Origin of the sequence: Streptomyces sp. NPDC048182 (assembly GCF_043202555.1) — a bacterium.
Lineage (GTDB): Bacteria > Actinomycetota > Actinomycetes > Streptomycetales > Streptomycetaceae > Streptomyces.
The window spans coordinates 558,846-571,085 of sequence record NZ_JBIDAQ010000003.1; the positions used below are offsets into that span (position 1 = coordinate 558,846).

The 12,240-nt window shown below is 73.2% G+C and carries 9 protein-coding genes; 1 reads left to right on the forward strand and 8 read right to left on the reverse strand.

Annotated elements, in window-relative coordinates; genetic code table 11:
- Positions 1-315: 315 nt before the first annotated feature.
- The 5 genes from ACGFZL_RS08675 to ACGFZL_RS08695 all read right to left on the reverse strand — a co-directional run bounded on the left by ACGFZL_RS08675 (position 316) and on the right by ACGFZL_RS08695 (position 5,163).
- Positions 316-2,667 (reverse strand): ABC transporter permease, encoded by a 2,352-nt coding sequence (locus ACGFZL_RS08675; protein ID WP_393690157.1) that lies wholly within the window; start codon positions 2,665-2,667, stop codon positions 316-318.
- Complete coding sequence (locus ACGFZL_RS08680; RefSeq protein WP_393690158.1) at positions 2,664-3,350, reverse strand: ABC transporter ATP-binding protein; 687 nt, start codon at positions 3,348-3,350, stop codon at positions 2,664-2,666. Before ACGFZL_RS08680 ends, ACGFZL_RS08675 begins: the two co-directional genes overlap by 4 nt.
- Positions 3,347-3,871, reverse strand: a complete 525-nt coding sequence (locus tag ACGFZL_RS08685) for a PadR family transcriptional regulator (protein ID WP_355174365.1) — start codon at positions 3,869-3,871, stop codon at positions 3,347-3,349. Before ACGFZL_RS08685 ends, ACGFZL_RS08680 begins: the two co-directional genes overlap by 4 nt.
- Before the next feature lie 105 nt (positions 3,872-3,976).
- On the reverse strand, positions 3,977-4,228 hold the full coding sequence (locus ACGFZL_RS08690) for a hypothetical protein (RefSeq protein WP_393690159.1): 252 nt from the start codon (positions 4,226-4,228) through the stop codon (positions 3,977-3,979).
- A complete protein-coding gene (locus ACGFZL_RS08695) occupies positions 4,225-5,163 on the reverse strand; it encodes an SPFH domain-containing protein (RefSeq protein ID WP_393690160.1) in 939 nt (312 codons plus the stop codon). The genes ACGFZL_RS08690 and ACGFZL_RS08695 overlap by 4 nt, the downstream gene beginning before the upstream one ends.
- Positions 5,164-5,401: 238 nt before the next feature.
- Here ACGFZL_RS08695 and ACGFZL_RS08700 point away from each other — a divergent pair, with 238 nt between their 5' ends.
- Positions 5,402-7,720, forward strand: coding sequence for a transglycosylase domain-containing protein (locus ACGFZL_RS08700; RefSeq protein ID WP_393690161.1), 2,319 nt, complete (start codon positions 5,402-5,404; stop codon positions 7,718-7,720).
- 111 nt (positions 7,721-7,831) lie between these two features.
- Here the strand turns inward: ACGFZL_RS08700 and ACGFZL_RS08705 are convergent, their stop codons facing one another.
- The 3 genes from ACGFZL_RS08705 to ACGFZL_RS08715 all read right to left on the reverse strand — a co-directional run bounded on the left by ACGFZL_RS08705 (position 7,832) and on the right by ACGFZL_RS08715 (position 12,225).
- Positions 7,832-9,859, reverse strand: coding sequence for a SpoIIE family protein phosphatase (locus ACGFZL_RS08705; RefSeq protein WP_393690162.1), 2,028 nt, complete (start codon positions 9,857-9,859; stop codon positions 7,832-7,834).
- Positions 9,860-10,097: 238 nt separating this feature from the next.
- Positions 10,098-10,775, reverse strand: a complete 678-nt coding sequence (locus ACGFZL_RS08710; protein WP_393690163.1) for a DUF402 domain-containing protein — start codon at positions 10,773-10,775, stop codon at positions 10,098-10,100.
- A 64-nt stretch (positions 10,776-10,839) separates the two neighbouring features.
- Positions 10,840-12,225, reverse strand: coding sequence for a class II fumarate hydratase (locus tag ACGFZL_RS08715; RefSeq protein WP_393690164.1), 1,386 nt, complete (start codon positions 12,223-12,225; stop codon positions 10,840-10,842).
- Positions 12,226-12,240: the final 15 nt, after the last annotated feature.

Consider the following 12,240-nt stretch of genomic DNA (forward strand, 5'->3'; position numbering starts at 1 on the left):
CCCGGCGTCCCGGAGCCGGTCGCGCCGGCTCTGCGGGGGCGATGACGGACCCGACGGTGCGGCCGGTGGCCGCCCGAGCCGGGGCGGACGCGGGCGCGTTCTGGTGTCGGCCGTCTGTGGCGAGGTGGGCGAAGGTCGGGGCCGGGGTGCCGGCTGCCTGACGCGGGACGCGGGATACAGGACGGACGAGGGCGCGGCCGGCCCCCCCCCGCCGGTCGCGCCCTCTCGTGTCCGCCCCGCTCGGTGCGCAGCGCCCTGCTCGGCGCCGCCCCTGATCCGGGCGCAGGCCCCCTGCTCGGCGCCCCCCGCCGCCCCCTACTCCGTGCGCAGCCCCTCCGGCCGCATCAGCCGCATCAGTGGGGGCAGGCTGAGCAGGGTCACCGCCAGGACGACGCCCGCGGCGATGCCCGTCATGGACAGGACGCCGGGCCAGTCGACGCGGATCGGGGTGGCGGTCATCTTGAGCAGGATCGCGCCCAGGCCCACGCCGACCACCCCGGCCAGGACCAGGCCGAGCGCGATGGGGAGCGCCGTCTGCCACAGCACCGACAGGCCCAGCGTGCGCCGCCGGGTGCCGAAGGCGACCAGGGACGACAGCAGCTTCCGCCGCTCCCGCAACTGCTCCAGCTGGGAGACCAGCAGGCTCGCGCCGATCAGCGCGAGGACGCACGCCGCGCCCACCAGGAGCCCGGTGCGGACGGCCTCGAAGCGGTCGGTCTGCCGGGTGCTCACCCAGGTCATCGGGTACGTCAGCGGGTCGATGGCCTCCGCGGTGTTGCGCACCCGCTCCTGCACGTCCTTCGCGGACATGTCGACGTCCAGGTAGGTCTCCCCGGTCAGCCCGGGCGCGATCCTCTCGTGCACGGCGGCCGCGGCCTTCGGCGTGAGCAGGAAGCCGCCGCGATCCACCCCGGGCTGGAGGCCGGCCATGGCCTGCGCCGGCCGGACACCCGCGGGAACCGTCCAGGGGACGGGCTTCCGGTCCGGCCGCCCGCCCTGGGCGTCGAGGTACAGCGTCCGCCCCGCCGTGCCCAGCTTGTCCAGGTCCACGCCCTGGTCGTTGACGGCCCCGCGGACCAGGAACACGTCGCCGTCCCGGCACGCGGACACGCGGGCGATGCGGGCGAGGGACGCGCAGTCGCCGATCGTCATCATGGTCCCGTCCTCAGGGTCCTTGGCGCGGTCGCTCAGGAAGCCCTCGTCGAAGGCGTGCACCGCCTTCACCCCCTGGGTGTGCCGCAGCTTCTCCGCGGCCGGCGCGAGCGGCACCCCGCTCGGCAGAGACACCTGCATCTGCGCGAAGGTGAGGTCCTGCCCGGTGTCCTCGGTGTAGTCGCTCTCCACGCCGGCGAACAGCATCTGCAGCGCGATCGCCCCGGCCACCGCGACCGCGACGCCGTTGACCATGCGGGCCGCCATGCCGCTGCTCAACTGCAGCCGCCGCACGGCCAGCTGCCAGGAGACCCCGCCCCCGCCCATCCGGGCGACGACCGACTCCACGATCCACGGCAGCAGCGCCGTCACGCCGAACAGCAGCAGCACGACGCCGCCGATCACCAGGTACTCGTTGAAGTCGCCGTTCTCGCGCCCCTTGCCGAGCATCGGCAGGAGCAGGCCCAGGCCGCCCAGCGGCAGCAGCAGCCGCCACCACAGCCGGCGCCGGCGCGGCGTGCTCGACCGCACCACGCCGAGCGGCTCGATGACCACCCCGCGCAGCGCGAGCAGCGTCACCAGCACCGCCGCGGCCGGCACCGCGACCGCCACCAGCAGGGCGAGCACGGGGGAGGGGTTCAGATAGCCGGGGAAGACGCTGATGTCCCGCACCTCCAGCTCACCCGCCAGCTGACGGCCCGCCAGGAAGAACCCGGCGCCGAAGAGCAGCCCCAGCACCGCGCCGGCCAGCGCCTCGCCGGCCGCGATCCGCCGCGTCATGCGGCTGTCGGAGCCCACCAGGCGCAGTGCCGCGAGCCGCCGGTCGCGCCGCTCGCCGCCGAACCGCACGGCCGCGGCGATGAACACCGCGATCGGCATCAGCAGCACCACGAAGACGACCAGGATCAGCAGGATCATCACCGGGTCGGCCCGCTCCGGCGTCGGGTAGGTCTGCTTGCCGAACGCGTCGATCCGGTCGACCCGGCCCCCGTCGATGCTCCGGGCGAGGTCGTCGGCGCCCCGGTAGAAGGTGAGTTCGCCGGGCCCGACCAGGCCGCTCTCGGCGACCGTGCCGACGATCCGCCCGGGCAGCCGCTCGCGCAGCAGCGCGCCGGAGTCCGAGTCCAGCAGCTCCTTCAGCGCGGGGGAGACGACCATCTCGCCCGGCTTCGGGAAGGCGGCCACGCCGGGCGGCAGCGGCGCCCGCGCGCCCTCGGGCTCCAGGTCCCGGCCGCGGACGGTCCTGTCGCGGTAGTCGGTGTCGACGTTCGCGACGACCAGGGTGTCGTTCGCCTTGGGCATCCTGGTCTCGGCGTAGGTGATGTCGACGCGCTCGTCGCCCTTGCGGTCCCGCGCGGCGAGCGCGTTCGGCACCGCCGTGGTCAGCAGCAGCAGTGCCACGCCGAGCCCGACGCCGACGGCGGTCAGCAGGGCGCGGGTCCAGCCCTCGCGCCCGCCGGTGAAGGCGAAGCGGACGCCGAGGCCCAGGTCGCCGGCCCACTGCCGGACGTTCATACGGCGCGCTCCATGTCCCGGGACCTGCCGTCGCGGACGACGATCTCGCGGTCGGAGTAGGCGGCCACCCGGGCCTCGTGGGTGACGAGGACGACGGCGGCGTTGGTCGAGCGGGCGGCGTCCGTGAACAGCTCCATCACCCGCTCGCCGTTGAGGGAGTCGAGCGCGCCGGTCGGTTCGTCGGCGAACAGCACGCGCGGCCCGGTGACCAGCGACCGCGCCACCGCGACGCGCTGGCCCTGGCCGCCGGAGACCTCGCCGGGGCGCTTCTTCGCGAGGTCGTCGACCTCCAGGCGCTCCAGCCAGCTCAGCGCGGCCCGCTCGGCCTCCTTGCGGGAGGTGCCGTTCAGGCGCAGCGGCAGGGCGACGTTCTCCACGCAGGTCAGCTCGGGCACGAGCTGGCCGAACTGGAAGACGAACCCGAACTCGCTGCGGCGCAACTGGCTGCGCTGGGCGTCGCTCATCGCGGTCAGCTCGCGGCCCTGGTAGGTGATCGTCCCGGCGTCGGGCGGCACGATGCCGGCCAGGCAGTGCAGCAGCGTCGACTTGCCGGACCCGGAGGGGCCCATCACGGCGACGACCTCGCCGGCGTGGATGGAGAACCCGGCGCCGTCCAGGGCCTTGGTGGGGCCGTAGGTCTTGGTCAGGCCCTCGGCCGTGAGCAGCGAACCGGCGGGGGTCATCGGGCCACCGCCTCTCGGAGCTTGTCCAGGCGGGCCGCGGTCAGCTCAAGCCAGCGCAGGTCGGCCTCCAGGTGGAACAGGGCGTGGTCGCAGATGAGCTGGTCCGCCAGGTCGCCGCCGCGCTTGCGGTCGGTCAGGATGCGCATGCTGCGCAGGTGCTCCGAGCGCTGCGTGTCGAGGATGTCGGCGGCGTTCCGCTCGGTGAGCAGGGCGAGGACGACCTTGGTGTACAGGGCCGACTGGAGGTAGGGCTCGGGCTTCTCCGGCGTGCCGAGCCACTGCTCGACGTCGGTGATGCCGGCGTCGGTGATGGCGTAGCGCTTGCGCTCGGGGCCCTCGCCCGCCTCGACGCCGTCGACGACGACGAGGCCGTTCTTCAGCAGCCGGGACATCGTCGAATAGACCTGGCCGTAGTGCAGCGGCCGGTCGTGGCCGAATTTCGCGTCGAAGGCGCGCTTCAGGTCGTAACCGTGACGCGGCCCGGACTCCAGGAGCCCCAGAAGGGTGTGACCGATGGACATGAGGAGCACTCTACACACGGTGTATACGTGCCATGTATACGCCGGGTGCAGAGTGGGTGGCCCTGGGTACGGGATCCCAGGTCGGGGCCGATTGTCACGATTGCGCTACGTGCCCGGGGGCCGCCCGCGCCGGGGCAGCGGGCCGGTGTCGCCGGGCAGCCGGCCCGCCTCGGCCAGGGCGCGGCGCAGCAGGTACTCGATCTGCGCGTTGGCCGAGCGCAGGTCGTCGCTCGCCCAGCGGGCCAGGGCGTCGTAGACCCGGGGGTCGAGGCGGAGCAGGACCTGCTTGCGCTGCTGCGCGGCCCGGCGCCGGCGCGCCCCGGCGTCCTCGGCCGTGCCCTCCGTGCCGTCCGTCACTGGTAGAGCGTCCCCGTGTTGAGCACCGGCTGGGCGGCGCGGTCCCCGCAGAGCACGACCATCAGGTTGGACACCATCGCCGCCTTGCGCTCCTCGTCCAGGGTCACGATGTCCTGCTCGCTGATCCGGGCGAGGGCCGCCTCGACCATGCCGACGGCGCCGTCCACGATCTGCCGGCGGGCCGCGACCACCGCGCCGGCCTGCTGGCGCTGGAGCATCGCCGAGGCGATCTCGGGGGCGTAGGCGAGGTGCGTGAAGCGGGACTCGATGATCTGCACGCCGGCCGCCTCCACGCGCGCGTGCAGCTCGACGGCGAGCTTCTCGGTGATCTCCTCGGCGTTGCCGCGCAGCGACAGGCCGGCCTCGTCGTGGGCGTCGTAGGGGTACTCGATGGCGATGTGCCGCACGGCCGCCTCGGTCTGGGTGGAGACGAACTCCACGTAGTCGTCGACCTCGAAGGTGGCCTGCGCGGTGTCCTCGACCCGCCAGACCATCACCGCGGCCAGCTCGATCGGGTTGCCGTACGCGTCGTTCACCTTGAGCACGGCCGTCTCGTGGTTGCGCACCCGGGTGGAGATCTTGGTGCGCGAGGTGAACGGGTTCACCCAGCGCAGCCCGTCCTCCCGGATCGTGCCCCGGTACCGCCCGAAGAGCTGCACCACGCGGGCCTCGCCCGGCGCCACCATGTTCAGCCCGCACATCGCGAGGAAGGCGGCCAGGGCGACCAGGATCCCGGCGACGATCAGCGCGGCCTTCGCGCCGGTTGCCGAGACCGTCGCGCCGGCCGCCACCAGGCCCGCGCCGGCCACCAGGCCGAGCAGTCCGAGCAGCAGCGCGAGGCCGCCGCCGATGCTGTGCGCCTGCGTCTCCCGTACCCGGGGCGCCGGCATCTCGGGCACGTCGGCGTCGGCGTGCGCGGTGTCGTGTGCGGTCATGGGTGTCCCCTCCCATAGCTCAGGAATAGCTAAGTGATATCACTTTACCCGGTAGCGGCAACCCCGAACCCCGTTCGCACGTCGGTTCCCTAGGGGTGGGTGCTGATTCTCACGTCCCCACAAGGGCGGATCGATGGCTCTTTGTCACATCTCCCGGTGTTAGCTTTCTGAGCTGACCTGAGCGGCGAACCTGTGTGACGTCTGAACACACATGACCGAATCGGAGCGGATCGGACCCATGGGGCGAGCGGAAGAGAGAAGAGCGCGACAGCGCGGTGGGCACCGCGCGGCGCCCAGGCGTCGCCGCTCGGCCCCGGCGGACGGCCGGGGCCGGATACGCCGGCTGTTCACCTGGAAGAAGATCCTCGGCACCGTCTTCGGTCTGGTCCTGCTCGGCATGGGCGCCTTCGTCGTGCTGTACATGGTGATCGACATCCCCGAGGGGAACGCCGACGCCGAGCGCCAGGGCAACGTCTACAAGTACAGCGACGGTTCGATCATGGCCCGCAAGGGCTACAACCGCGAGAAGGTCGACCTGGCCAAGGTGCCCAAGGGCGTCCAGCACACTTTCGTCGCCGCCGAGAACAAGACCTTCTACCAGGACTCCGGCGTCGACCTGAGGGGCACCGCCCGCGGCCTCCTCAACACCGTCTCCGGCAAGGGCGCGCAGGGCGGCTCCACGATCACCCAGCAGTACGTCAAGAACTACTACCTGACGCAGGACCAGACCGTCTCCCGCAAGCTGAAGGAGATGGTCATCTCGCTCAAGCTGGACCGCGAGAAGTCCAAGGACTACATCCTGGCCGGCTACATCAACACCAGCTACTACGGCCGGGGCGCCTACGGCATCCAGGCCGCCGCGCAGGCTTATTACCGCGTCGACGCCGAGGACCTCACCGTCGAGCAGGGCGCCTACCTCGCCGCGCTGCTCCAGGCGCCCAACCAGTACGACTGGGCGATCGCCAGCGAGACCGGCAAGCGGCTGGTCCAGGAGCGCTGGAACTACGTGCTGGACAACATGGTCGGCCAGAAGTGGCTGGACGCCGGCGACCGCCAGGCGATGAAGTTCCCCGTGCCCAAGGAGCCGAGGCCGGCCCCCGGGATGAGCGGTCAGGCCGGCTACCTGGTGGAGGCGGCCAACACCGCGCTGGAGAAGCAGCTCGTCGCCGACGGCACCGCCGCGAACTCCACGGAGGCGGAGGCCCTGGTGGAGGCGGGCGGCTACACCGTCACCCTGAACATCGACAAGAAGAAGCAGGCGGCGCTGGAGCAGTCGGTCAAGCAGCAGTTGACCAGCAAGCTCGACCCGAAGAAGCGCACGGTCGACGCGGACGTGCAGGCGGGCGCCGCCTCCGTGGACCCGAAGACCGGCGCGGTCGTGGCGATGTACGGCGGCGTGGACTACGTGAAGCACTACACGAACAACGCCACCCGCGTCGACTACCAGCCGGCCTCCACCTTCAAGCCGGTGATCCTCGCCGCCGCCGTGGACGAGGACGCCGAGACGCAGGACGGCGTCCCGATCACGGCGGACACCATGTACGACGGCACCAGCGAACGCCAGGTCCTGGAGGACGGCAAGAAGGTCGGGTTCGCCCCGGAGAACGAGGACGACGGCAACTACGGGCCCATCGACGTCCAGCAGGCGATGAACCAGTCCGTCAACTCCGTCTTCGCGCAGATGGGCGTCGATGTCGGCATGCCCGAGGTGATCGACGTGGCCGGCAAGCTGGGCATGGACACCAAGGGCGTGGACCCCGTGCCCGCGCAGACCCTCGGCAGCATGGGCGCGAGTCCCCTCCAGATGGCCGGCGTCTACGCCACCCTGGACAACCACGGCAAGAAGGTCACCCCGGCCGTCCTGAAGGCCGTCGAGCACAACGGCCGCGAGACCGACCTGCCCGACCCCATCGGCGACCAGGTCATCAGCCGCGAGGCCGCCGACACCGTCACCAGTGTCCTGACCGGAGTGGTCGACGACGGCACCGCCAAGAAGTCCGTCCGGGACAACCCGCTGCGCGACGGGCAGCAGGTGGCCGGCAAGACGGGCACCTCCGACGAGAACAGGTCGGCCTGGTTCACCGGTTTCACCCCCGGCCTGGTCACATCGGTCGGCCTGTTCGGCGAGGACGACAAGGCCCCGCACGGGCACGTCCCCATGTACAAGGCGGCGGGCGAGCCCCGTATCAACGGCGGTCTCTTCCCGGCGCGGATCTGGTCGGCCTACACCTTCGGCGTCATGGACGGCGTGACCAAGTTCGACCTCGACACCAAGCAGGGCGCCGCCGTGCGGCCGACCCGCCCGCCGACGCCGACCAGGACCCCGACCGAGACGCCCTCCAAGGAGCCGACGCCGACGAAGACGCCGTCGAAGGAGCCGACCACCCCGGCGCCGCCCACCGACGAGCCGACGACGACCCGGCAGCCGACGCAGCCGCCCACCACGCCGCCGACGAACCGGCCGACCACCCCGGCGCCGCCCACGGGCACGCCGACCGCGCCGGGCGACGACGACAACCCGCTGCTCCCGGACGGCGACCGGCGCGAGCAGCAGTAGCCGCGCCACGCGGAAGGGGCGCCCGGTACTCGAACCGGGCGCCCCTTCCGCGCGTTCGGCGACGCTCAGCCGGCCGGACGGGACACGCTCGGCCGGCCGGAGCGGACGCGCTCAGCCGCTGTTCAGCTCGAACCACACCACCTTGCCGGTGCTCAGCCGCGTCGCGCCCCAGCGCCGGGCCAGCCGGTTGACCAGGACCAGGCCGCGCCCGCCCTCGTCCGTGGCGCGGGCCTGCCGCAGCCGGGGCAGCTGCGGCACGTCGTCGCCGACCTCGCAGCGCAGCACGTCGGTGCGCAGCAGCCGCACGGTCACCGGCCGGGAGGCGTACCGCACGGCGTTGGTGACCACCTCGCTGACCAGCAGCTCGACCGAGTCCGACAGCTCCTCCAGGCCCCAGCGGGCCAGCGCGCCCCGGGCCATCCGGCGGGCCTTGCCGGGGGCCCGCTCCTCCGGGTCCACCGTCCAGTACGCCACGTCGCTCGGCGCGATCCCGTCGAAGCGGGCGGCGAGCAGCGCGATGTCGTCGTCCCGGTCACCGGGGCCGAGCATGTCGAGGACCTCGTCGCACAGGGCCTCCAGGGGCGGCGGGTGGTCCGGGCCGGTGAGCTGCGCGGTGGCGGCCAGGCGCTCGCGGAGCTGCTCGATGCCGGTCCACACATCCCGCAGCCGGGACTCCACCAGGCCGTCGGTGTACAGCAGCAGCGTCGCCCCGGCCGGCGCGTCCACCTCCACCGCCTCGAAGTCCACGCCGCCGACGCCGATCGGGGCCCCGGCCGGCACCCGCAGCACCTCGGCGCGGCCGCCCAGGTGCAGCAGGACGGGCGGCGGATGGCCGGCGTTGGCGACGGTCATGCGGTGCGCGACCGGGTCGTACACGATGTACAGGCAGGTCGCCATGCGGTCGGAGCCGAGCCGCTGGGCCTGCTCGTCCAGGTGGTGCAGCACCTCCTGGGGCGGCAGGTCGAGGCCGGCCAGGGTCTGCGCGGTGGTGCGCAGCTGGCCCATGATGGCCGCCGAGGTCATGGAGTGGCCCATGACGTCCCCGACCACCAGCGCGACCCGGCTGCCGGGCAGCGGGATCGCGTCGTACCAGTCCCCGCCGACCCGCGCCGTCTCGGCCGCCGGCAGGTACCGCGAGGCCAGCCGGACGCCGGTGCAGCGCGGCAGGTTCTCCGGGAGCATGGTGCGCTGCAGCTCGTCGGCGATGTACGCCTCCCGCCCGTACAGCACCGCCTTGTCGATGCCGAGGGCGCTGTGCGTGGCGAGCTGTGCGGCGACCAGGAGGTCGTCGCCGTCGAAGGGGACGCGCTCCGGGCCGCGCAGGAACAGCGCCGCGCCGATCACCCGGCGCCGGCCGCGCAGCGGCGCGAGGATCGCCCGCCGCCCGTCGGGTACGACGAAGTCACCCTCCTCGCCGAGGAGTTCGGGCAGCGCGGCGCGAGCCGGCGCCGAGTCGGTGAAGACCGGGCGCACCCCGCGCAGCACCTCCGCGAGCGCGCTGCCGGGCCGCACCTCGCACAGCTCGGCGCCCACCGGCTCCAGCTCGGGCGCCGGCTCGGGCGGTGCCGCCGCCGCGAAGCCGGTCTCGGCGTCCCGCTCGGCGGGGATCCGGTCGGTGCGGCGCAGCCGCAGCACCAGCGGCCCGGTGGGCCGCTCGTCGCCGACCGGCAGCGGCTCGCGCAGGTAGACGAGGATGGCGTCCGCGAAGGTCGGCACGGTGGCCCGGCACAGGCCCATCACGATCTCGTCCAGGTCCATGCCCCGGGCGATCCGCCGGGTCGCCGCGCCCACGAAGCGCAGCCGGTCCCCGTCCCGTCGCATGGGTGTGGGCCGCCCGGGCCCGAAGGCCCGGCCGGTGCGGCGCTCGGGCCCGCCCGCCGGCTGGTCAGCCGCTCCGGCGCCCGGCTGCACCGGGACGCCCTCGGCGGCCGGCCGCGGGCGGTGCGTGTCGGGCTCGGCGGCCTGCCGGGGGCCCGGCTGGGAGTGCTCGTGGGCGCCCGCCGACGCCGCGCCCGCCCGGGGCGCTAACGCGTCCCCCGAGGTGCGCGGCGGCACGGGGGAACGCCGCAGTGCCCCGTGGGTTTCCACGGGGTCGGCGCCCGGCAGCGGGCGCTCGAAGGAGGTGGGGTGCTCCGTCACGCGTGTCGCATCCGTCCGTCCGGGACTGCGCGCGGCGCGTGCGGTCCGTCAGAGGCTGTTCCCGTGTCACCGGCGGGGCGGTCATGGCCGCCCCTGGTGTCCTCGTACCCGTCGCTCACGACTTGCCGCCCCTCGGTGACGATCGGTCAAGCACAGCGTGTACTCCGCCGGTTGCCCCTGCCGCGCGCCCTTGCGGAGGACGATCCTACGTTTACCGCCGGGGGGCGCATCAAGGGTCTCATGAGGACACATGCGCGGGCGTACGATCCCAGTCCCCCGGCAGTGACGGTACCGCCCAGGACGGATCCGGGCGCCAGTGCTCCCAGCCCTCGGAGAACGGCGGCCCCCAGTCGCGGATCCGTGCCACCGCGGCCCGGCCCGCCCGGCGCACCCGCTCGGCGAGCGGCGCGTCGATCAGCCGGTCCCGCTGGGCCTGCGCGAACTCGTCCTCGTCCCGCCAGTGCCAGGTGCGGTCCGGCAGCACGGTGATGTCCAGGAAGTGGTCCTCGGAGTCGACGCCGCCCGCCCAGCGGACCAGGGGCTCCTCCAGGTTCACGTACCAGTTCTTGAACCGCCAGCCCGGCTCCCAGAACAGCCACACCGACCACGGCTCGCCGGGCCGGGCCAGCTTGAGCACGCCGGTGCCGAACCAGCGGTCGCGCTGCACGGTGCGGGGCTTGGTGTAGCGCGTGGCCAGCGGCTCCAGGTGCACGGGCGTGCCGTCGGCGAGCACCGGGCGCACGCACTCGGTGCCGGGCGCCATCCACACGGCGAGCAGCTCGGCGTCGTCCCGGACGACGGTGACGGGGCGGGCGATGTGGAAGTGCCGGCCCCCGTTCTCCCGGTACCGCCACAGGATCCGGTCCCCGGGCTTGAAGAAGGCCGTTGCCCCGCTCATCGCTTCACCGTCTGCCATGGACAGATATTAGGTGCCCGGGCCATGCGACGCTCGGGTGATCGCCGATCCTTCCGGGCGGGCGCTACGGCCGGGTCATCCGCAGCACGTCCAGCGCCTCGTCCAGCTGCTCCCGGGTGAGGTCGCCGCGCTCGACGTACCCCTCCGCCAGGACCACCTCGCGGATCGTCCTCCGCTCGGCCAGCGCCTTCTTGGCGACCTTCGCGGCCTGCTCGTACCCGATGTACTTGTTGAGCGGCGTGACCACCGAGGGCGAGGACTCGGCGTACTCGCGGGCCCGCTCGCGGTGCGCGGTGATCCCGTCCACCGTGCGGTCGGCCAGCAGCCGGGTGACGTTGGCGAGCAGCCGGACCGACTCCAGGACGTTCTTGCCGATCACCGGCAGCATCACGTTCAGCTCGAAGTTGCCGGCGGCGCCCGCCGTGGCCACCGTCGCGTCGTTGCCGACGACCTGGGCGGCGACCATCAGCACCGCCTCCGGCACCACCGGGTTGACCTTGCCGGGCATGATGGACGAGCCCGGCTGGAGGTCGGGCAGGGAGATCTCGGCGAGCCCGGTGCGCGGCCCGGACGACATCCAGCGCAGGTCGTTGGCGATCTTCGTCAGCCCCACCGCGATGGTCCGCAGCTGCCCGCTGGTCTCCACGACGCCGTCCCGGGCGCCCTGCGCCTCGAAGTGGTCGCGCGCCTCGGTCAGCGGCAGCCCCGTCACGGCGGCCACCTCCTCGATGACGGCCGCGGAGAAGCCGGGCGGGGTGTTGATGCCGGTGCCCACCGCGGTGCCGCCCAGCGGCAGCTCCGCGAGCCGGGGCAGCGAGGCGCGCAGCCGCTCGACGCCGTACCGCACCTGTGCCGCGTACCCGCCGAACTCCTGGCCCAGGGTGACGGGCGTGGCGTCCATGAGGTGCGTGCGCCCGGACTTCACCACGTCGGCGAACTCCTCCGCCTTGCGGCCGAGGGCGGCGGCGAGGTGCTCCAGGGCCGGGATGAGGTCGCGGGTGACGGCGGCGGTGGCGGCGATGTGGATGGAGGACGGGAAGACGTCGTTGGACGACTGGGAGGCGTTCACGTGGTCGTTCGGATGCACGTCCCGGCCGAGCCGCTCGGTGGCGAGGGTGGCGACGACCTCGTTGGTGTTCATGTTGGACGAGGTCCCCGAGCCCGTCTGGAACACGTCGACCGGGAACTGCTCGTCCCACTTCCCCTCGGCCACCTCCGCCGCAGCCGCCTGGACTGCCTCGGCGATCTCCGGGTCGAGCACCCCGAGGCGCGCGTTCACCTTCGCCGCCGCCCCCTTGATGCGGGCCAGCGCCTCGATGTGCGCGCGCTCGATCCGCTGCCCGGAGACGGGGAAGTTCTCGACGGCCCGCTGCGTCTGCGCCCGCCACTTGGCGTCGGCGGGCACGCGGACCTCGCCCATGGAGTCGTGCTCGATGCGGTAGTCGCTCATGACGGGTACAGCGTG

Excerpts from the sequence above, each read along its gene's own strand:
- ACGFZL_RS08685 (WP_355174365.1), bottom strand. The coding sequence starts at position 3,871 with ATGTCCATCGGTCACACCCTTCTGGGGCTCCTGGAGTCCGGGCCGCGT.
- ACGFZL_RS08700 (WP_393690161.1), top strand. The coding sequence starts at position 5,402 with ATGGGGCGAGCGGAAGAGAGAAGAGCGCGACAGCGCGGTGGGCACCGC.
- ACGFZL_RS08695 (WP_393690160.1), bottom strand. The coding sequence starts at position 5,163 with ATGACCGCACACGACACCGCGCACGCCGACGCCGACGTGCCCGAGATG.
- ACGFZL_RS08715 (WP_393690164.1), bottom strand. The coding sequence starts at position 12,225 with ATGAGCGACTACCGCATCGAGCACGACTCCATGGGCGAGGTCCGCGTG.
- ACGFZL_RS08675 (WP_393690157.1), bottom strand. The coding sequence starts at position 2,667 with ATGAACGTCCGGCAGTGGGCCGGCGACCTGGGCCTCGGCGTCCGCTTC.
- ACGFZL_RS08710 (WP_393690163.1), bottom strand. The coding sequence starts at position 10,775 with ATGGCAGACGGTGAAGCGATGAGCGGGGCAACGGCCTTCTTCAAGCCC.
- ACGFZL_RS08680 (WP_393690158.1), bottom strand. The coding sequence starts at position 3,350 with ATGACCCCCGCCGGTTCGCTGCTCACGGCCGAGGGCCTGACCAAGACC.